Here is a 23,782-nt window from a genome sequence, read left to right on the forward strand (position 1 = left end):
GGCAGGCCGCCGTGGAGGCGGGCCGGGAGCGGCCCCAGCGCAGCACGCTCGCGGAAGGGAAGGCCAGAAAACCCGCGCGAATCTAGGGATTTGCCGGTGCCGGGCGCCATGCGCCCGGCGCCTGGGGCAACTAGGGGATTTTTCAGAGTCGGAGGTCAAGCGGCCATGGACGGCGGCGGGCGCCCCAGACTGGGCCGGGTTCGAGGTGTCAGAGGAGCCATGCCGAGCGCGTGGGCGTCCGAGCCTGAGGAGATCCGGTGTCGTCTACCGTTCCGAGCGCAGCGGGCCTGCCGCCGGTCATGTCCGCCGAGGTGCGCGACCCGAGCCAGGGGGCCGAGCTGTGAGCGAAGACCGCCTGCGGGACTACCTGAAGCGGGTCACGACCGACCTGCACCGCACCACCACCCGCCTGCGCGAGCTGGAGGCCAAGGACCGCGAGCCGATCGCGATCGTCTCCATGGCCTGCCGCTACCCGGGCGACGTACGCACCCCCGAGGACCTGTGGCGGCTCGTCGCCGACGGCACCGACGCCATCACCCCCTTCCCGGAGGACCGCGGCTGGGACGTCGACTCCCTGTACCACCCGGATCCCGAGCACCCGGGCACCTGCTACACCCGCGAGGGCGGCTTCCTGCACGACGCCGCCGACTTCGACCCCGACTTCTTCGGCATGTCGCCGCGCGAGGCCCTCGGCACAGATCCGCAGCAGCGGATCCTGCTGCAGATCTCCTGGGAGGCCCTGGAGCGGGCCGGGCTCGACCCGAGCACCCTGCGCTCCAGCCCCACCGGCGTCTTCGTCGGTGTCATGTACAACGACTACGGCTCCCGGTTCGACGTACCGCCGCCCGGCCTGGAGGGGTTCATCGGCAACGGCAGCGCGGGCAGCATCGCCTCCGGGCGCATCGCCTATACCCTGGGCCTGGAGGGCCCCGCGGTCACGGTCGACACCGCGTGCTCGTCCTCCCTGGTCGCCCTGCACCTGGCCTGCCGGGCCCTGCGGGCGGGGGAGTGCTCGCTGGCGCTGGCGGGCGGGGTCGCGGTGATGTCCACCCCGGTCACCTTCACCGAGTTCAGCCGCCAGCGCGGACTCTCCCCCGACGGCCGCTGCAAGTCCTTCGCGGACGCCGCGGACGGTACCGGGTGGGGTGAGGGCGCGGGTCTGCTGTTGCTGGAGCGGCTGTCGGACGCGCGCCGCAACGGCCATCGCGTGCTGGCCGTGATCCGAGGCAGCGCGGTCAACCAGGACGGCGCCAGCAGCGGCCTGACGGCACCGAACGGTCCCTCGCAGCAGCGGGTGATCCGGGCGGCGCTGGCGAGTGCCGGGTTGTCGGCGGCGGACGTGGACGCGGTGGAGGCGCACGGTACGGGGACCACGCTGGGCGACCCGATCGAGGCGCAGGCACTGCTCGCCACGTACGGGCGAGACCGTGAACGGCCGTTGTGGCTGGGCTCGTTGAAGTCGAACATCGGGCACACCCAGGCCGCCGCCGGGGTCGGTGGTGTCATAAAGATGGTCATGGCGATGCGGCACGGTCTGCTGCCGCGCACCCTGCACGTCGATGCCCCGTCGACCCACGTCGAGTGGACGGCGGGTGAGGTACGGCTTCTGACGGAGGGTCAGGAATGGCCGCACGGGGACGACGACCATCGGCGCCGTGCCGGCGTCTCCGCTTTCGGGGTCAGCGGCACGAATGCGCATGTGATCCTCGAAGAGGCTGAGCTGCAGGAGGAGTCTGCCGCGTCGGGTGCCGGTGGTGGCGGGGTCGTGGTGTGGCCGGTGTCGGCGCGGGGGGAGGGGGCGCTGCGGGCGCAGGCGGCTCGGCTGCGGGAGGGCGTGGCCGATCGGGCCGGTTCTGCGGCTGATGTGGGGTTCTCGCTCGGTGTGGCGCGGTCGGTGTTCGAGGACCGTGCGGTGGTCGTGGGTTCCGATCTTGAGGAACTGCGGTCGGGTCTTGCGGCGTTGGCGTCCGGTGAGGCGGACGCGCGGGTGGTGCGGGGTGCGGCGGTACGGGGGCGGACGGCGTTCCTGTTCGCCGGGCAGGGTTCTCAACGGCTGGGTATGGGCCGGGAGTTGTACGAGACGTATCCGGTCTTCGCCGCCGCCTTCGACGCGGTGGATGCGGAACTCCCGTTCAGCCTGCGGGAGGTGGTCTTCGGTGAGGGCGCCGATCGCCTGAACCGGACGGAGTTCGCGCAGCCCGCCCTGTTCGCGCTCGAGGTGGCGTTGTTCCGGCTGCTGGAGTCGTGGGGTGTGCGTCCGGACGTGCTGGCCGGGCACTCGATAGGTGAGATCGCGGCGGCGCATGTGGCGGGGGTGTGGTCGCTGGCGGACGCCTGCCGTCTGGTGGTGGCGCGGGGCCGGTTGATGCAGGCGCTCCCGTCCGGCGGTGCGATGGTCGCGGTGCAGGCGACGGAGGGCGAGCTGCTGCCGTTGCTCGGCGACCGGGTGGGCGTGGCCGCGGTGAACGGCCCGCAGTCTGTGGTCGTGGCGGGTGCGGCGGATGCCGTGGAGGAGGTGGCCGCGCATTTCCGTGCCGAGGGCCGCAAGACCACGGCTCTGCGGGTGAGCCATGCCTTCCACTCCCCGCTGATGGAGCCGATGCTGGCGGACTTCCGTGCGGTGGCGCAGGAGTTGTCGTACGAGCGGCCGAGGTTGCCCCTGGTCTCCACGGTGACCGGCGAGGAGGCCACCGCCGACGAGTTGATGTCGCCGGACTACTGGGTGCAGCACGTCCGCCGCACCGTTCGGTACGCCGACGCCGTCCACACCCTCGCCGACCAGAACGTCACCCGCTACCTCGAACTCGGCCCGGACGGCACCCTCTCCGCCCTGGCCCAGGCGGTCCTGCTCGCGGCGCAGGACGATCCCGAGGCGGATGTCCCGCAGCACGTGGTGGTGCCCGCGCTGCGCAAGGACGGTGCGGAGCCGGGCAGCCTGCTCGGTGCCGTGGGCGCCCTGCATGTGCACGGGCACAGCCCGGACTGGTCCGCGCTGTTCCCCGGCGCGCGGAACGTCGAACTGCCCACCTATGCCTTCCAGCGCGCCCGGTACTGGCTGGCCGACGCGGCGTCCGACCCCGAGGGCGGTCAGACGCAGGCCGTCGACTCGGCGTTCTGGTCCGCCGTCCGCAAGGGCGACGTCCGGGATCTGGCCGAGCGGCTGGCACTCGACCCGGATGTGCTGGCACCCGTGCTCCCCGCCCTCACGGCCTGGCACCACGACAGTATGCGGCGTGCCACAGCCGAGTCCTGGCAGTACCGGGAGACCTGGACACCCCTGCCGTCCCCGACGGCTGCACCGGCAGGGGTCTGGCTGGTGCCCTTCTGCCCGAGCGACCCGGACACCACCGCAACGGCCGCAGCCGTGGCGGAGGCGTTCACCGCCGCCGGGGCGGACGCGAACCCCCTCCCGGTGGCCGCCGACGCGGACCGCGCCCAGGTCGCGGCAGCGCTCACCGAGGCCGCGGCACACCGCGGCGGCACGGTCCGGCTGCTGTCGCTGCTCGCCCTCACCGAGGCGCCCCACCCCGCCCACGCCGACGTACCCCTGGGGCTGCACCTCAACACGCTGCTGGTGCAGGCCCTGGCCGAGACCGGCACCACGGCACGGCTGTGGGCGGTCACACAGTCGGCGGTGTCCGTCGGTGCCGCCGACCGGCTGACCCGGCCGGTGCAGGCCACCACCTGGGGTTTCGGCCGGACCGTGGCCGTCGAGCACTCCGACCTGTGGGCGGGCCTCGTCGACCTGCCGGAGCGGCCGGACCAGCGGGCGCTCGCCCGGCTGGTGGCGCTCGTCGCCGAGCCCGGGGACGAGAACGAACTGGCGGTACGGGACTCCGCCGTCTTCGGTCGCAGGCTGACCCATATCGCCCGCGACCGCGACGAGCACCGTCCCGAACTGCGGCTCACCGGAACGACGTTGATCACCGGCGGCACCGGCACCATCGGCGCCCATGTGGCGCGCCGCCTGGCCCGGGAGGGCGCCGAGCACCTGCTGCTCGTCAGCCGCCGCGGCCCGGACACCCCCGGCGCCGACGAACTGCGCCGCGAACTGGAGGAGGCGGGCGCCCACGTCACCGTCGCCGCCTGCGACCCCGCCGACCGGACCGCCCTCGACGCCCTGCTCGCCACCGTCCCGGCCGACCGGCCGCTGACCATGGTGCTGCACGTCGCGGGCGCCCTCGACGACGCGCCGCTCACCGCGATGGACCCCGAGCGCTACGCCACCGTCCTGCGCGCCAAGCTGCGCGCCGCCGCCAACCTGGACGAGGCCACCCGGAACCTGGAGACACCGCTCACGGCGTTCGTCCTGTTCTCGTCCATCGCCGGTGCGCTCGGTTCCGCGGGCCAGGCCGGCTACGCCGCCGGCAACGCCTTCCTCGACGCCCTCGCCCGGCAGCGGCGCGCCGCCGGACTCCCGGCGACGTCCATCGCCTGGGGACCGTGGGCGGGTGGCGGCATGGCCGACGATCCCGTCGTACTGACCCGGCTGCGGCGCGGCGGCCTGACCCCGATGGAGGTCGAGCCGGCGCTCACCGCTCTCGGTGGCCTCCTCGCCCACGACGACACCTGGGCGCTGGTCTCCGACGTCGACTGGGCCAGGATCGCCGCCGGACGGCGAGGCCTGCCGGGCGGCGCGCTGCTCAGCCGTATCCCGGAGGCCGCCCCTGGCTTGGCGGCGACCGAAGACACCACGGCCGGGCACGGCGGCGGGCTGCGCGCCGAACTCGCCCCGCTGGGTGCCATCGAGCGCCGGCAGCTGCTGCTCAAGCTGGTGCGCCACAGCGCGGCCACCGCACTCGGCCATCCGACACCGGAGAGCATCCAGCCGACCCGCGCCTTCCAGGACTGCGGCTTCGACTCGCTCACCGCCGTGGAACTGCGCAACCTGCTGGCCACCGCCACCGGCCTCACCCTGCCGACGACCCTCGTCTTCGACCACCCGACGCCCCTGGCCCTCGCCGGCCACCTGGTGCACGAGCTCGACGACGGCACCCTGCAGGGCGGGCATCGTGCCACCGGTGCGGACCTGGTCCCGGCGGGCGGCAGCGGCGGTGCCGACGACGAACCGATCGCCATTGTCGCCATGGCCTGCCGGCTCCCCGGCCGGATCACCTCGCCCGAGGAGCTGTGGGACCTCCTGGCCCAAGGCGGCGACGCCATCACCTCCTTCCCGGCCGACCGCGGCTGGGACCTCGACGCCCTCTATGACCCCGATGCGCTGCGCCCCGGCACCAGTTACGTCGACGAGGGCGGCTTCCTGTCCGACGCAGACGCCTTCGACGCCGCGTTCTTCGGCATCTCGCCGCGCGAGGCAGTCGCCATCGACCCGCAGCAGCGGCTGCTGCTGGAGGTCTCCTGGGAGACCATCGAGCGGGCCGGCCTGGACCCGCGCTCCCTGCGCGGCAGCCGCACCGGCCTGTTCGTCGGCTGCGGCCACCAGGGCTACGGCGCCACGTCCACCGAGGTCCCGGACGACGTACGCGGCCATCTGCTCACCGGCAGCGCGGCGAGCCTGGCGTCCGGCCGGGTGTCGTACGCGCTCGGACTGGAGGGCCCCGCGATCACCCTCGACACGGCGTGTTCGTCGTCGTTGGTGGCGTTGCATCTGGCGGCGCAGGCGTTGCGTGGGGGTGAGTGTGATCTGGCGTTGGCCGGTGGTGTGACGGTGATGTCGACGCCGGGTGTGTTTGTGGAGTTCTCGCGGCAGCGGGGGCTGGCGGTGGACGGTCGGTGCAAGGCGTTCGCGGAGGGTGCGGACGGTACGGGGTGGGCCGAGGGTGTGGGCATGCTGCTGGTGGAGCGGTTGTCGGATGCTCGGCGTAACGGGCATCGGGTGCTCGCGGTGGTGCGGGGCAGTGCGGTCAATCAGGATGGTGCGTCCAATGGTCTGACGGCGCCGAATGGTCCGTCGCAGCAGCGGGTGATCCGGGCTGCGTTGGCGGGTGCGGGGTTGTCGCCGCAGGATGTGGATGCGGTGGAGGCGCATGGTACGGGTACGGCGCTGGGTGATCCGATCGAGGCGCAGGCGCTGTTGGCCGCTTACGGGCAGGGTCGTGAGCGGCCGTTGTGGCTGGGGTCGGTGAAGTCGAACATCGGGCACACGCAGGCGGCTGCGGGTGTGGCGGGTGTGATCAAGATGGTGCTGGCGATGCAGCACGGGACCCTGCCGCGCACGCTTCATGTGGATGAGCCGTCGTCGCACGTGGACTGGTCGGCCGGTGCCGTGGAGCTGTTGACGGACGAGCGGGACTGGCCGAGGGAGGAGGACCGGCCGCGCCGTGCCGCCGTGTCCGCCTTCGGGCTCAGCGGTACCAACGCGCACGTCGTCCTGGAGGAGCCGCTCCCCGCCGACGCCCCCGAGCCGCCACCCGCTCCGCAGCCCCCCGCGGCCATCGTGCCCTGGCTGGTCTCCGGTCGCAGCGACGAGGCACTGCGAGCGCAGGCCGCACGGCTGGCCGGACACATCGAGGCCCACCCGGAGCTCAGCCCCACCGTGGTGGGGCACGCACTCGCCACCTCCCGGACTGCCTTCGAGCACCGCGCCGCCGTCGTGGGCGAGGACCGCGACGACCTCATCGCCGCTCTGAAGGCCGTCGGCCGAGGCGAACCCTCACCCGCCGCTGCCGTGGGCACCGCCGACTCCGAGGGCGGCCTGGCGTTCCTCTTCGCGGGCCAGGGGTCCCAGCGGCTCGGCATGGGCCGCGAACTGTACGAGACGTTCGGGGTGTTCGCGGAGGCGTTCGACGCCGTCTGCGCCCATTTGGACAACGAACTCGGCCGGTCGCTGCGCCAGATCGTGTTCGGCGACGATGAAGCCGATGAAAAGGCTCTGAACCGCACCGAGTTCACCCAGCCCGCCCTGTTCGCCTTCGAGGTGGCGCTGTTCCGGCTGCTGGAGTCCTGGGGGCTTCGCCCCGACGTGCTCGCCGGGCACTCCATCGGCGAACTGGCGGCGGCCTACGTCGCGGGCGTGTGGTCCCTGGAGGACGCCTGCCGCCTGGTCGCCGCCCGCGGCCGGCTCATGCAGGCGCTGCCCGAGGGCGGTGCCATGGTCGCGGTGCAGACGTCGGAGGAGGAGGTGCTGCCGCTGCTGGCCGGCCGGGAGGCCGAGGTCGGCATCGCCGCCGTCAACGGGCCGCAGTCCGTCGTGGTCTCCGGCACCGAGGGCGGCGTCACGCACATCGCCGGACACTTCGCGGCCCTCGGCCGCCGCACCACCCGGCTCCGGGTCAGCCACGCCTTCCACTCGCCGCTGATGGAACCGATGCTCCGGGACTTCCTGCGCGTCGCCGAGAGTCTCACCTACCACCGGCCGCAGATCCCGATCGTCTCCGACGTCACCGGCACCCTGGCCGATCCCGGCGAACTGTGCGTGGCCGGCTACTGGGCCGCCCACGTCCGCCAGCCCGTGCGCTTCGCCGACGACGTACGCCGCCTGCGGGAGCAGGGCGTCACCCGCTACCTCGAACTCGGCGCCGACGGCACCCTGACCGCCCTCGCCCGCGCCTGCCTCTCCGACGACCCGGCGGCCGGCCCCGGCCCGCTGCTCGTCACCGCGCTGCGCAAGGACCGTCCCGAAGTCCCCAGCCTGTACGCGGCCCTCGCCCACCTGCACGTCAATGGCGTCGACGTCGACTGGTCCCCGGCGTTCGGCGCCGCCCCCGCCACCCGGGCGGTGGAGCTGCCGACCTACGCCTTCCAGCACGCGCGCTACTGGCTCGACCACGGCACCGCAACCGCGGCCGCGGCATCCGCCCGGACCGCGGCCGACACCGCCGACGACCGCTTCTGGGAGGCCGTCGAGTGCGAGGACGTCGACGCGCTGACCCACACCCTGGGCCTGGCGGCCGAGCAGATCGGAGCGGTCGTACCGGCGCTGGCCTCCTGGCGCAAGCGACAGCAGCAGCAGACCGCCGTCGACGCCCTGTACTACCAGGTGGCGTGGAAGCCCGCCGCGACCGAACCGGCGTCCGCCGCACGGGACTTCGCCGACCACCGCCGGCTGCTGGTCCTGCCGGGCGACCCGGACGGCGACGCCCCGACGGTCACCGCCCTCACCACGGCCCTGGGCGGCCCGGACCGCGTCGTCACCGTCCACGTCACCGGCAGTGCCCGCACGGACCGTGCCGCGCTCGCCGACCGGCTCCGGGAGGCGACCGCCGGCCACCCCGTCGACGGCGTCCTCGCCTTCGCCGGACTCGCGGGTGCCGACGCCGACGGCCTCCCGCTCGGCCCCGCCGCCGTTGCCGTGCTGTTGCAGGCGCTCGGTGATGCGGGTGTGGGTGGCCGGGTGTGGGTGTTGACGCGTGGTGGTGTGTCGGTGGGTCGTTCGGACGGTCCGGCCGATCCGGTGCAGGGTGCGGTGTGGGGTCTGGGCCGGGTGGCGGCGCTGGAGTACCCGGACCGTTGGGGTGGTCTGATCGACCTGCCCGAGGTCTTGGACCGCCGCGCCACCACCCGCCTCATGGGCGTTCTCCTCGGCGACGGCACGGAGGACCAGATCGCGCTGCGGGCGTCGGGAGCTTTCGGGCGCCGGTTGGATCGTGTTTCGACTGGCGGGGCGGAGGGTGGTTGGTGTCCGCGGGGGACGGTGCTGGTCACGGGTGGCACTGGGGCCCTGGGTGCTCGGGTGGCGCGGTGGGCGGCTGGGGAGGGTGCCGGTCATCTGGTGCTGACCAGTCGTCGGGGTCTGGAGGCTCCGGGTGCGCGGGAGTTGCGGGAGGAGTTGTCGGCGTCCGGGGTGCGGGTGACGGTTGTTGCGTGTGATGTGGCGGATCGTGCGGTGCTCGCTGGGTTGTTGGCGGAGCATCCGGTGGATGCGGTGGTGCACACGGCGGGTGTGCTGGATGACGGTGTGATCGATGCGTTGACGCCGGAGCGGTTCGCGACGGTGTTGCGGGCGAAGGCGCTGGGTGCGCTGCATCTGGACGAGCTCACCCGCGACCGCGATCTGGACGCCTTCGTCCTCTTCTCCTCCCTCTCCGGCACCCTCGGCACCTCCGGCCAGGGCAACTACGCGGCGGCCAACGCCTTCCTGGACGCTCTGGCCGAGCGGCGCCGGGCGGCGGGGCTGCCCGCCACCTCGATCGCGTGGGGTCCCTGGGCCGACGGCGGCATGGCCGACGAAGAAGTCGTGGCCTGGCGCATGCATCGCGGCGGTGTCCTGCCGCTCCAGCCCGCTCTCGGCGTACTGGCCCTGCAACGCGTGGTCGGCTCAGCCCGGCCGGCTGTCATGGTCTCGGACATCCACTGGGGCGAATTCGCACCGCCCTTCACCATGACGCGTCCGAGCCCGCTGATCGAGTCGCTGCCCGAGGCGCGAGCGGCCGTCGAAGGCGCCGGAGCCGCCTCCGAGCGGTTCGGCCGCGGCGACGGCTCCGGCCTGCGTGACCAGCTCACCGGACTCACCCCCGCCGAACAGGAACGCGTCCTCCTCGAAGTGGTCCGCCTGTGCGCGGCGGGCGTCCTCGGCTACGCCGGCGCGTCCGCCGTACCGGCCGAACGGGCCTTCCGCGACCTGGGCGTCGACTCCCTCACCGCGGTCGAACTCCGCGGCACTCTCGCCATGGCGACCGGCGTCGCACTCACCGCGACGGTGGTGTTCGACTATCCGACGCCGGTGTCGCTGGCGCGGTATCTGCGGGAGCAGTTGCTGGGTGACGTGGCCGGGGCGGAGCCCGTGGTGATGGGCTCCGCGGGTGCCGGTCTGGAGGACGATCCGGTGGTGATCGTCGGGATGGCCTGCCGGTTCCCCGGTGGTGTGCGGGATCCGGAGAGTCTGTGGCGCCTGCTGTCGGAGGGCGAGGACGCCGTGGGCGGGTTCCCGGCCGACCGCGGCTGGGACCTCACCGCCCTGTACGACCCCGACTCCGAACGGCGGGGCACGAGTTACGTGGACGTAGGTGCCTTCCTCGACGGTGTGGGTCGTTTTGATGCGGGTTTCTTCGGGATGAGTCCGCGGGAGGCGTTGGCGACGGATCCGCAGCAGCGGTTGTTGCTGGAGACGTCGTGGGAGGCGTTGGAGCGGGCGGGTGTCGCGCCGGGTGGGTTGCGGGGCAGTCGGACGGGTGTGTTCGCGGGGACGAACGGTCAGGACTACGCGGGTGTGCTGCTGGCCTCGGGTGAGGACTTCGAGGGGCATGTGGGCACGGGCAACGCGGCGAGTGTGTTGTCGGGCCGGGTGTCGTATGTGCTGGGCCTGGAGGGTCCGGCGGTGACGGTGGACACGGCGTGTTCGTCGTCGTTGGTGGCGTTGCATCTGGCGGCGCAGGCGTTGCGTGGGGGTGAGTGTGATCTGGCGTTGGCCGGTGGTGTGACGGTGATGTCGACGCCGGGTGCGTTTGTGGAGTTCTCGCGGCAGCGGGGGCTGGCGGCGGACGGCCGGTGCAAGGCGTTCGCGGACGGAGCTGACGGGACTGGATGGGGTGAGGGTGTCGGTGTGGTGGTGGTGGAGCGGTTGTCGGATGCGCGGCTTCACGGGCACCGGGTACTTGCCGTGGTCCGTGGCAGTGCGGTCAATCAGGACGGTGCGTCCAATGGTCTGACGGCGCCGAATGGTCCGTCGCAGCAGCGGGTGATCCGGGCTGCGTTGGCGGGTGCGGGGTTGTCGCCGCGGGATGTGGATGCGGTGGAGGCGCATGGTACGGGTACGGCGCTGGGTGATCCGATCGAGGCGCAGGCGCTGTTGGCCGCCTACGGGCAGGGTCGTGAGCGGCCGTTGTGGCTGGGGTCGGTGAAGTCGAACATCGGGCACACGCAGGCGGCTGCGGGTGTGGCGGGTGTGATCAAGATGGTGCTGGCGATGCAGCACGGGACCCTGCCGCGCACGCTTCATGTGGATGAGCCGTCGTCGCACGTGGACTGGTCGGCCGGGGCAGTGGAACTGCTGGCCGAGGAGCGGGAGTGGCCCGAGGCGGGGCGTGTGCGGCGGGCCGGTGTGTCGGCGTTCGGTGTTTCCGGCACCAACGCTCACGTCATCCTGGAGCAGCCGGTCTCCGAGGAGGCTCCCGTTGCCCTCGGGGGCGTGCCTGCGCCGTCTCTGGTGCCGTGGGTGGTGTCGGGGCGCAGCGGGGCCGCTTTGCGGGCGCAGGCCGGTCGGTTGGCCGAGTTCGTGAGCGGCTCCGAGGCGCTGGGCGTTGTGGAGATCGCCGGCTCTTTGGTGCGTTCCCGGTCGGTGTTCGAGCACCGGGCGGTGGTGTGGGGCGCCGATCGTGCGGAGTTGCTGCGCGGGCTTGAGGCGGTGGCGGCGGGTGAGTCGGCTGCCGGCGCGGTGACCGGTGCGGTGGGTGAAGGGGGCCGCACGGCGTTCCTGTTCGCCGGTCAGGGCTCGCAACGCCTTGGTATGGGTCGGGAGTTGTACGAGGAGTACCCGGTCTTCGCGGATGCCTTCGACGCGGTGTGCGCTCACCTGGATCCGGAACTGGAGCTGCCGCTGCGGGAGGTGGTGTTCGGTACGGACGCGGAGCGGTTGAACCGTACGGAGTACGCCCAGCCCGCTCTGTTCGCGCTGGAGGTGGCGCTGTTCCGGCTGCTGGAGTCCTGGGGTGTGCGCCCCGATGTGCTGGCCGGTCACTCCATTGGTGAGATCGCGGCGGCGCATGTGGCGGGGGTGTGGTCGCTGGCGGACGCCTGCCGTCTGGTGGCGGCGCGTGGCCGGTTGATGCAGGCGCTCCCTGCGGGTGGGGCGATGGTGGCGCTGCAGGCCGCCGAGGAGGAGGTGCTGCCTCTGCTCGGCGACCGGGTGGGCATCGCCGCCGTCAACGGCCCTCGGTCGGTGGTGATCTCGGGCGCTGCCGAGGCCGTCGAGGAAATCGCGGACCGCTTCCGCAGCCAGGACCGGAAGGTTACGTCGCTGCGGGTCAGCCATGCCTTCCACTCCCCGCTGATGGAACCGATGCTCGGCGACTTCCGCAAGGTGGCCGAGAGCCTGTCCTATGAACAGCCGGCGCTGCCGATCGTCTCGACCGTCACCGGTGAGGCGATCACCGCGGAGGAGCTGACCTCGCCCGACCACTGGGTGGAGCATGTCCGCGCGACGGTGCGCTTCGCCGACGCCGTACGCACGTTGGACGGGCAGGACGGCGTTCGCCGCTTCCTCGAACTCGGCCCCGACGGCACGCTCACCGCGCTCGCGCAGGCTGTCCTGGACGGTGAGAGCAGGGTGGACCGTGACCCGCCCGTTCTCGTCGCCGCTCTGCGCAAGGACCGGCCCGAGGCGAGGTCGGTTCTGTCCGCGTTGGCCGGCGTCTTCGTGTCCGGCGGTGCCGTCGACTGGGTGCCGTTGTTCGGTGACAGCGTCGTGGGGATCACAGAACTGCCGACGTATGCCTTCCAGCACGCGACGTATTGGCCGGCCGTCGCGAGTCCGGAGCCGGTGACGAACACCGGTGGTGAGATCGACGCCCGTTTCTGGGAGGCCGTCGAGCGTGAGGATCTGGAGGCGCTGGCCGGTGCGCTGGAGCTGGAGGAGGAGGTCGTGGGCGCGGTGTTGCCCGCTCTGACCTCCTGGCGGCGACAGAGCCTGGAACAGACCGAGATGGACGGTTACCGGTACCGGGTGCAGTGGGCGCCGGTGGCCGGCATCCCGCGCGAGGCGACCCTGTCCGGCCGTTGGCTGGCTGTCGTACCGGAAGGGCTTGAGGCCGACGCCTGGGCCGTTTCGGTACGGGAGGCCCTCACGGCGGCGAGCGCGGACGTCGAATGGTTGACCTGCGACCCGTGTGCGGATCGTGCGCAGCTCGCCGCGCGGCTGGAGGGTACGGCGCCCGTGGAGGGCGTGGTGTCACTGCTCGCCCCCTCCGGTGATGTGTCCGAGGACGGCGTGCCGGTGGGCGTGTCGGGTTCGGTGGCGCTGGTACAGGCCCTCGCCGATGCCGGTGTGACGGCCCCGCTGTGGGTGCTGACCCGGGGAGCGGTGACGGTCGGGCGGTCGGACGCAGCCATCGATCCGGCCGGGAACGCCGTCTGGGGGCTCGGCCGTGTGGCCGCCCTCGAGGCACCCGGCCGATGGGGCGGCCTGGTCGACCTCCCGGCTGCCTTGGCGGGCACCGCCGGGAACGCGCTGGCGGCCGTGTTGGCTGGTGTCGGGGATGAGGATCAGGTTGCGGTGCGGGCGTCGGGTGTGTTCGGGCGTCGGCTCGTGCGGGTGATCCCGGGTGAGGGCAGGGTCGGGGAGGCCGGTTGGCGTCCGCGGGGCACTGTGTTGATCACGGGTGGTACGGGTGCGTTGGGTGCTCGGGTGGCGCGGTGGGCGGCTGCGGAGGGTGCCGGGCGTCTGGTGCTGGTCAGTCGTCGGGGTCTGGAGGCTCCGGGTGCGGTGGAGTTGCGGGATGAGCTGGCCGCTGCCGGGGTGGAGGTGAGCGTCGAGGCCTGTGATGTCGCCGACCGTGCCGCGGTGGAGGTACTCCTGGGCCGGTATCCGGTGGATGCGGTGGTGCATGCGGCGGGTGCGGTGGTGAATCTGCCGTTGGAGCAGATGGCGCCGGAGGATCTGGCCGCGGTGTGGGCGGGCAAGGTCGCGGGTGCGGTGCATCTGGATGCGGTGCTGGGTGATCGTGTGCTGGATGCGTTCGTGGTGTTTTCTTCCATTGCCGGGGTGTGGGGCAGTGGTGGTCAGGCCGGTTATGCGGCGGCCAATGCGTTCCTGGACGGGTTGGTGGAGGTGCGTCGGGCGCGGGGGCTGGCGGGGGCGTCGGTGGCGTGGGGTCCGTGGGCCGGGAGTGGTATGGCGGCCGGTGCGGAGGCGGTCGAGGCGTTGCGGCGGCGGGGTCTGCCGGCGTTGGATCCGGACCGGGCGGTACGCGCTCTGGGTCTCGCGGCGTCGGATGCGGACGCGGTGGTGGTCGTGGCGGATGTGGACTGGGCGCGGTTCACCCCCGCGTACACCAGTGTCCGCCCGAGCGCACTGCTCGCCGATCTGCCCGAAGCACGCGCGGCCCTCACCACCACCTCGGACTCCCTCGCCGGCGCGTCGGCCGGCTCGGCGTTGCGCCACCGGCTCGGCGAGCTGCCCGCGGCTGAACGCGACCGCGCACTGCTGGAGTTGGTGCTGGCCGGAGCCGCAGCGACGCTCGGCCATGCCGACGCCGGGGCGGTGGAGGCCACGCGGTCCTTCCGCGATCTGGGCTTCGACTCACTGACGGCCGTGGAACTGCGCAACCGGCTCGCCGCCGAGACGGGCCTGAAGCTGCCCAGCACCCTCGTCTTCGACCACCCGACGCCGACGGCCCTCGTACGGCTGCTGCGTCAGGAGCTGTTCGCCGACGACACCGGCGACCGCGCAACGGACGCGCTGCCGCCCGGCCCGGCCGTGACGGTCACGACGGACGACCCGATCGTCATCGTCGGCATGGCCTGCCGCCTGCCGGGCCGGGTCGAGGGCCCGGACGATCTGTGGCGACTGGTCACCGAAGGCACCGACGCGATCTACGAGTTCCCCACCGACCGCGGTTGGGACCTCGACGCGCTGTACGGTTCCACGGACGGTGGCACCAGCCGCAGTCACACCCGTGCCGGAGGCTTCCTCTACGACGCCGCGCAGTTCGACCCCGCCTTCTTCGGCATCTCGCCCCGCGAGGCCCTCGCCGTCGACCCGCAGCAGCGGCTGCTGCTGGAGACGTCCTGGGAAGCCCTGGAGCACGCGGCGATGAGGCCGGACTCGTTGCACGGCAGCCGTACGGGCGTGTTCGTCGGCGCCGGCAGCTCCGGATACGGTGCCGGACTCCGTGAGGTGCCCGAGGGGCTCGGCGGGCAGTTGCTGACGGGGGTCGCGGGCAGTGTGGTCTCCGGCCGCGTCGCGTACACCTTCGGCTTCGAGGGCCCCGCGGTGACCGTCGACACGGCGTGCTCGTCCTCCCTGGTGGCGCTGCACCTGGCGGCCCAGTCGCTGCGGTCCGCCGAGTGCGACCTGGCGCTGGTCGGGGGCGTGACCGTGCTGGCCGACCCGGGCGCGTTCGTCGAGTTCAGCTCGCAGGGCGGGCTTGCGGCGGACGGCCGCTGCAAGGCGTTCTCCGACGAGGCCGACGGCACCGGCTGGGCCGAGGGCGTGGGTGTGCTCGTCGTGGAGCGGCTCTCCGATGCCCGCCGCAACGGACACACGGTGCTCGCGGTCGTGGCCGGTTCCGCGGTCAACCAGGACGGCGCCAGTAACGGTCTGACCGCGCCGAACGGTCCCGCCCAGCAGCGGGTGATCCGGCAGGCGCTGGCCGGTGCCGGGCTGACGCCCGCCGACGTGGACGCGGTGGAGGCGCACGGCACGGGTACGACGCTGGGTGATCCGATCGAGGCCCAGGCCCTCCTCGCCACCTACGGCCAGGACCGCGAACGGCCCCTGTGGCTCGGCTCGTTGAAGTCCAACATCGGCCACACCCAGGCCGCCGCGGGTGTCGCCGGCATCATCAAGATGGTGCAGGCGATGCGGCACGGCATGCTGCCGCGCACCCTGCACGCGGAGCGGCCGTCCACCCACGTCGACTGGTCGTCCGGTGACGTCAGGCTGCTGACGGAGAACGCCGACTGGCCGCAGGCCGAGGGGCGTCCGCGGCGGGCCGGTGTGTCGGCCTTCGGTGTGTCCGGCACCAACGCGCACATCGTCCTGGAGCAGCCCGCCCCGGAGCAGCCCGCTCTCACGGAGCCGGCGCCCTCCGCGGAGGAGCCCCAGGCCGGTGCCCGCGAGGACCTGCCCGCGCTGCTGCCCTGGGTGGTCTCCGGCCGCAGCCGAGCCGCGCTGCGTGCGCAGGCCGAGCGGCTGGCCGCCCACGTCACGGGCCGTCCCGAGGCGACCGCGGTCGAGGTGGCCGCGTCCCTGGTGCGCTCCCGCTCGGTGTTCGAGCACCGGGCGGTGGTGTGGGGCGCCGACCGCGAGGAGTCGCTGCGCACACTCCGGGCCGTCGCGGACGGCGAGCAGGCCGACGGCGCCGTCATCGGCTCGGCGCTCCAGGACGGTCGTACGGCGTTCCTGTTCGCGGGACAGGGCTCCCAACGGCTCGGTATGGGACGGGAGTTGTACGAGACGTACCCGGTCTTCGCGGACGCCTTCGACGCCGTGTGCGCGCACCTGGACACCGAACTGCCGCGCCCGCTGCGGGAGGTGGTCTTCGGTGCCGGGACCGACGTACTGAATCGGACCGAGTACGCCCAGCCCGCCCTGTTCGCCCTCGAAGTGGCCCTGTTCCGGCTGCTGGAGTCCTGGGGCGTGCGCCCCGATGTGCTCCTCGGCCACTCCATCGGTGAGCTGGCCGCCGCGCAGGTCGCTGGAGTGTGGTCGCTGGCGGACGCCTGCCGTCTGGTGGCGGCGCGCGGCCGGCTGATGCAGGCGCTCCCGGCTGGCGGGGCGATGGTGTCGCTCCAGGCGTCCGAGGACGACGTGCTGCCGCTGCTGGCGGGCCGGGAGACCGAGGTCGGTGTCGCCGCCGTCAACGGACCGTTGTCCGTGGTGGTCTCCGGCACCGAGGACGCCGTGGGCGAGATCGCCGCCGCCGTCGAAGCGATGGGCAAGCGGACCCGGCGGCTGCGGGTCAGCCATGCCTTCCACTCCCCGCTGATGGAACCGATGCTCGCCGACTTCCGCACCGTCGCCGAGAGCATCACCTACGCGGCGCCGGGCATCCCCGTCATCTCCGACGTCACCGGCGCACCCGTCACCGCCGAGGAGGTCACCTCCCCGGACTACTGGGTGCGGCACGTGCGGGACGCGGTCCGCTTCGCCGACGGCGTCCGCACCCTCGCCGACCAGAACGTCACCCGTTTCCTCGAACTCGGCCCCGACAGCACCCTGACCACCCTCGCCCAGTCGTGCCTGCCCACGACGGACGGCCTCCAGGTGCCCGTGCTGCGACCGGACCGCCCCGAGCCGCGGACCCTGCTCGCGGCCGTGTCCGCCCTGTTCACGCGGGGCGTCGACGTGGACTGGACGGCACCCCTGCCGTCGCTGACCGGCGCCGCGCGGATCGCCCTGCCCACCTACGCCTTCCAGCGCAGGCGCTACTGGCTCGACGTGCCCGCCGGGACCGGCGACGCCTCCGCGCTGGGCCTCGCCGCCACCGGCCATCCGCTGCTCGCCGCCGCGATGCCGGTCGCGGGCAGCGACGCGGTCGTCCTGACCGGACGGCTGTCGCTGCGCTCGCACCCGTGGCTGGCGGAGCACCGGCTCGCCGGGGCCGCCGTCGTCCCCAGCACCGCGTTCCTGGAACTCGCCGTCCACGCGGGCGACCAGGTCGGCTGCGACGAGGTGCGCGAACTCACCCTGGAGGCGCCCCTGACGGTGCCCGAACGCGGCGCGGTCCGGCTCCAGGTCCGCATCGAGGAACCGGACGCCCGCGGCACCCGTGCCCTCGCCGTCTACTCACGTTCCGACGACACCCAGCTCGACGAGGCCCCGTGGACCCGCCACGCGGGCGGTCTGCTCGCGCCCGCCGGAACCACGGCCACGCGGCGGGACGCCCAGGCCGGCTGGGAGGCCGACTTCGCCGTCTGGCCGCCGACCGGTGCCGAACCGGTCGAGATCGGAGACCTGTACGAACGGCTGGCGGCCGACGCCGGTCTGGAGTACGGCCCCGCCTTCCGCGCGCTCACCGCCGTATGGCGGCACGGCGACGACGTGTACGCCGAAGTCGCACTCGGTGAGGAGACGCGCGAGCAGGCGCGGCGCTTCGGCGTGCACCCGGCCCTGCTGGACGCGGCGCTGCACCCGCTGGGCCTCGGTCTGCCGGAGGGGCTCGGCGACGGGCTGCTCCTGTTCGCATGGCAGCGCGCCACGCTCCTCGCCGACGGCGCGGGCACGCTGCGCGTCCGGCTGACCCGGTGCGCCGAGGACGCGGTGACGCTCCGGGCCGCCGACGCCTCCGGACAACCGGTCCTCGCCGTCGAGTCGCTGCGGCTGCGGCCCGCCTCCGGCGCGCCCGCCCCGGCCGCCGCCACCGCGACCGCGGGGGACGGTACGAGCACCTCCGGTGCGCCGGACCGTGCGTACGCCGCTGATGCCCAAGACCGTACGAACGCCGACACCCCAGCGGACCGTACGGGCACAGCTGTCACCGTCGGCGACGCCACGGACCTGGCCCGTCCCGCCGCCCCGGCACGGCCGGTGCGCCGCCGCGCCGCCGACTCCGGTGCCGCGGGCGAGGAAGCGGGCCTGCTCGCACGGCTCGCCGGGCGGTCCGCGGCCGAGCGGCAGCGGGTGCTGCTCGACCTGGTGCGCCGCAAGGTGGCCGCCGTGCTGGACTACGTCGACCTCGACGAGGTGGAGCCCTCCCGAGTCTTCAAGGACCTCGGCTTCGCCTCCATCACCGCGGTCGAGCTGCGCAACCAGCTCAGCGCCGACATCGGCGTACTGCTGCCCGCCACCCTGGTCTTCGACCACCCGACGCCACTCGCGCTCGCCGCGCACCTCGACGAGGAACTGTTCGGCGCCCGGCCGGACTCCGCGGCGCCCGTGGCCGCCCGCGTCCGGCTCGACGATGACCCGATCGTGGTCGTCGGCATGGCCTGTCGTTACCCGGGCGGCATCACCAGCCCCGAGGAACTGTGGGACCTGGTCGCGAACCGCGGCGACGGCATCTCCCCGCTCCCGGCAGACCGAGGCTGGGACCTCGCCAAGCTCTACCATCCGGACCCGGACCACCCGGGTACCTGCTACGCCCGCGAGGGCGGGTTCCTGCACAACGCCAGCCACTTCGACCCCGGCTTCTTCGGCATCTCCCCGCGCGAGGCGATGGCGATGGACCCGCAGCAGCGGCTGCTGCTGGAGACCTCGTGGGAGGCGCTGGAGCGGGCGGGCATCGACCCGGCGTCCCAGCGCGGCAGCCTCACCGGTGTCTTCGCCGGCGTCACCTACCAGGACTACATCGGCATCCTCGGCGCCGCCAAGGACAGCTTCGAGGGCTACATCGGCACCGGCAACTCACCGAGCGTCCTGTCCGGACGTATCGCCTACGCCCTGGGACTGGAGGGCCCGGCGCTGTCCGTCGACACCGCCTGCTCCTCGTCCCTGGTGGCCCTGCACCTCGCGGTGCAGGCGCTGCGGCAGGGCGAGTGCGACCTGGCGCTGGCCGGCGGTGTCACCGTCATGTCGACGCCGGGCTCGCTCATCGAGTTCAGCAGGCAGCGGGCGCTCGCCGAGGACGGCCGCTGCAAGCCGTTCTCCGCGGACGCCGACGGAGCGAGCTGGGCCGAGGGCGTCGGCATGATCGTCGTCGAGAGGCTGTCCGACGCCCGCCGCAACGGACATCCCGTCCTCGCCGTCGTCCAGGGCAGCGCCCTCAACCAGGACGGCGCCTCCAACGGCCTGACCGCCCCCAACGGCCCCTCGCAGCAGCGGGTCATCCGCGCCGCGCTGGCCGGCGGCGGGCTCACCCCCGCCGACGTCGACGCCGTCGAGGCGCACGGCACCGGCACGACGCTGGGCGACCCGATCGAGGCCCAGGCGCTGATCGCCGTCTACGGCCAGGACCGGCCCGAGGACCGTCCGCTGTGGCTGGGCTCGCTGAAGTCCAACATCGGTCACTCCCAGGCGGCGGCCGGTGTCGGCGGCGTCATCAAGATGGTCATGGCCCTTCGCAACGGTGTGCTGCCGGCCACGCTGTACGCCGACGCCCCGACCCCCGAGGTCGACTGGTCCGCGGGCACCGTACGCCTGCTCAACGATCCGGTGCCGTGGCCCGAGACCGGCCGACCGCGCCGCGCAGGCGTCTCCTCGTTCGGCATGAGCGGCACCAACGCGCACGTCGTCATCGAACAGGCCCCCGACGACGCGGCACGGAACGAGACGGCACCGAACGGCACGGCACACGACGACGCGGCCGGGCAGGCCGCCGACACCCTCGTGGACACCCCCGCCGACACCCTGGCGTCGCTGCCGCTCGTGCCCGTCCCCGTCTCCGCCCGCACCTCCGACGGGCTGCGCGCCCAGGCCGGCCGGCTCCTTGCCCATCTGCGTGACCACCCCGGCCTCGATCTGTCCGACCTCGGCCTGTCGATGGCCACCACCCGCACCGCGTTCGAGCAGCGTGCGGTCGTGCTCGCCGCCGACCACGACGGCCTGGCGGACGGGCTGCGCGACCTCGCCGAGGACCGCATGGTCAGCGACGTCGTCCGCGGCGTCGACCGGCGCGGCACCGGACCCGTGCTGGTCTTCCCCGGCCAGGGTGCCCAGTGGGCCGGCATGGGCCGTGAACTCCTCGACACGGCACCGGAGTTCGCCCAACGGATCGCCGAGTGCGAGCAGGCGCTCGCGCCGTACGTCGACTGGTCGCTGACCGCGGCCCTGCGGGGCGGCCCGGACGCCCCCGACCTCGACCGGGTGGACGTCGTCCAGCCCGTCCTGTGGGCCGTCATGGTCTCCCTCGCCCACCTGTGGCGCTCGTACGGCATCGAACCCGCCGCCGTGGTGGGCCACAGCCAGGGCGAGATCGCCGCTGCCGTCGTCGCCGGTGCCCTGTCGCTGGCGGACGGTGCCCGCGTCGCCGCCCTGCGCAGCAAGGCCATCACCGCCATCGCCGGGGACGGCGGCATGATGTCGGTCCCGCTCCCCGCCGACGAGGTGCGCACCCGCCTGGAGCCGTACGGCGACCGGCTCGCCGTGGCCGCCGTCAACGGCCCCGGCTCGGTCGTCGTCTCCGGCGCCGCCGACGCCTTGGACGCGCTGTTCGCCGAACTGACCGGGGACGGCGTCCAGGCCCGCAAGGTCGCCGTGGACTACGGCAGCCACTCCGGCCACGTCGAACCCATCCGCGAGCAGGTCCTCGACGCTCTCGCCGACCTGCGGCCGACGCCCGCCGCGATCCCCTTCCGTTCCTCTGTGACCGGCGACTGGCAGGACGACGACACGACCCTGGACGCCGCTTACTGGTACACCAACCTGAGGGAGACCGTCCGCTTCGAGGACGCCGTCCGAGGCCTGCTGGCCGCCGGCCACCGCGCGTTCATCGAGGTCGGACCGCACCCCGTCGTCGCCTTCGGCCTCCGCGAGACCATCGAGGACGCCGCCGCCGACGCCGTCGTACTCGGCACCCTGCGCCGCGACCGGGGCGGCCTGGACCGCTTCCTGACCTCCCTCGCCGAGGCCCACGCCCAGGGCGTCACCGTCGACTGGCACAGCGTCTTCGCCGGTACCGGCGCCCGCCGCGTCGAACTGCCGACGTACGCCTTCCAACGGCTGAGGTTCTGGCCCGAGCTGCGGGACGCGGACCCCGTCGCCGAGGATGGCGCAGAGGTCTCCGACGAGGTGGAGAGCCGCTTCTGGCAGACGGTGGAGGAAGAGGACCTCGCATCCCTCACCGCCACCCTCGACCTCGGCGATGACGCACCCCTGCACGAGGTGCTGCCCGCGCTGTCCGCCTGGCGGCGCAGCAGCAAGGAGCAGTCCACCGTCGACAACTGGCGCTACACCGTCGGCTGGACCCCGCTCACCCAGGACACCGCGGCCGCACCCCCGTCCGGCACCTGGCTCCTCGTCGCACCCGTCGCCGGTCACCGCCTGGCGGACGCCACCCGGGAGGCACTGGCCGACCGCGGTGTCACCGTTCGGGTCGTGTCCGTCGACGGCGGCAGCCCCGACACCGACCGCGCGGGCCTGGCCGGCCTGCTGACCGCCGCGCTCGCCGCCACGGACGGCGCGCCCGCCCTGGAACCGGCCGGCCTCGGCGGCGTGCTGTCGCTCCTCGCCCTCGACGAGAGGCCGCACCCCGAACACCCGTCGGTGCCCGCCGGCCTCGCCGGCACGCTCACCCTTCTCCAAGCCCTCGGCGACCTCGGCATCGACGCACCCCTGTGGTGCGCCACCCGCGGTGCCGTCGCCGTCACCGCCTCGGAGACCGTCCTCAGCGCGCCGCAGGCCCTCGTCTGGGGCCTCGGCCGGGTCGCCGCCCTCGAACACTCCGACCGCTGGGGCGGTCTGATCGACCTGCCCGACGCCCTCGACCGCCGGGCGGGCGACCGGCTGTGCGCCCTGCTCGCCCGGCCCGACGGCGAGGACCAGACCGCCCTACGCGCCTCCGGCACCTACGGCCGCCGTCTGCTGCGCGCCCCGCTCGCCGGCGCCACCCCGCCCGGCGAGAGCTGGCGCCCACGCGGCACCGTCCTGATCACCGGCGGCACCGGCGCGGTCGGCGGACACATCGCCCGCCGGCTCGCCTCCCTCGGCGCCGAGCACCTGCTGCTCACCAGCCGCCGCGGCGCCGACGCGCCCGGCGCCGCCGAACTGACGGCGGAGCTGACCGAACTCGGCGCCGGCCGCGTCACCCTCGCCGCCTGCGACGTCGCCGACCGCGACGCCCTGCGCGAGCTGATCGACTCGGTCCCCGAGGAACACCCGCTCGATGCCGTGCTGCACATCGCCGGCTCCCTCGACGACGGCGTCATCGACGCCCTCGACCCCGGCCGTATGCACCCGGTGCTGCGCACCAAGGCCACCGCCGCGGTCAACCTGCACGAACTGACCGCAGACCGCGACCTGTCCGCCTTCGTCCTGTTCTCCTCGACGTCCGGCACCATCAGCGGACCCGGCCTCGGCAACTACGCCCCCGGCAACGCCTTCCTGGACGCCCTCGCCCAGCAGCGCCGCTCCCTCGGTCTGCCCGCCACCGCCGTCGCCTGGGGCCACTGGGCCGACGGCGGCATGGGCGACGGCGCGGTCGGCGAACGCCTGCGCCGCTACGGCGTCTACGACATGCAGCCCGAACTGGCCTGCCAGGCCCTCCAGCAGGCACTCGACCACGGCGAGACCTACCTCGCCGTCACCGACATCGGCTGGGAACGCTTCGTGCCCGCCTTCACCGGCTCCCGGCCCAGCGCCCTGCTGCGCGACCTGCCCGACGCCCAGCGCGGCCTCGCCCCGGCCCGCGGCACCGCCTCCGGCCAGGCCGCCGGGGACACGTTCGGCGGCGACGGTGCCGACGGCGACCGGCCCGCGCTGCGCCGCCACCTGGCCGGACTCGCCGCCGACGAACGGGCCGACGCCGCCCTCGACGTCGTCCGCGGCTACGTCGCCACCGTCCTCGGCTACCCCGGGCCCGAGGCCGTCGAGCCGACCCGCGCCTTCAGCGACCTCGGCTTCGACTCGCTCAGCGCCGTCGAACTCCGCAACGGCATGAACAAGATCACCGGACTGCGGCTGCCGGCCACGCTGGTCTTCGACTACCCGAACTGCGCCGAACTGGCCCGGATGCTGCTCGGCGAACTCGGCGAACTCGGCACGACGTCCGACGTCGGCGACCGCCTGCCCGCCACCACGCGGCCCGCCGGCGCGTCCGCCGCCAGCGCCGACGACCCGATCGTCATCACCGCGATGAGCTGCCGCTTCCCCGGCGGGGCCGACACCCCCGAGGACTACTGGCGACTGCTCGCCGACGGCACCGACGCCATCGCCGCGTTCCCGGCCGACCGTGGCTGGGACGTCGACAACCTCTACCACCCCGACCCCGACAACCCCGGCACCTGCACCGCCCGCGAAGGCGGATTCCTGCGGGACATGGCCGAGTTCGACGCGGCCTTCTTCGGGATATCGCCGCGTGAGGCGCTGGCGATGGATCCGCAGCAGCGGCTGCTGCTGGAGCTGGCGTGGGAGGCGTTCGAGCGTGCCGGGATCGACCCGACGACGCTGCGCGGCTCCCGGACCGGCGTCTTCGCCGGCACCAACGGCAACGACTACACCCCGCTCCTCGTCGCCTCCGGCGAGGACGTCGGCGGCCACCTCGGCACCGGCAACGCGGCGAGCATCGTCTCCGGCCGCGTGTCGTACACCCTCGGCCTGGAAGGCCCGGCGGTGACGGTGGACACGGCGTGT

Annotated in this window: 1 protein-coding gene; it reads left to right on the forward strand. The window is 73.5% G+C overall.

The genetic code is table 11. The features are described from left to right. Nucleotides 1-340 precede the first annotated feature (340 nt). Nucleotides 341-23,782, forward strand: a 23,442-nt coding sequence (locus IE277_RS42900; RefSeq protein WP_229882452.1) for a type I polyketide synthase, incomplete at its 3' end; no start/stop codon positions are given.

Origin of the sequence: Streptomyces alanosinicus (assembly GCF_014650595.1) — a bacterium.
In the GTDB taxonomy this organism is placed as follows: domain Bacteria; phylum Actinomycetota; class Actinomycetes; order Streptomycetales; family Streptomycetaceae; genus Streptomyces; species Streptomyces alanosinicus.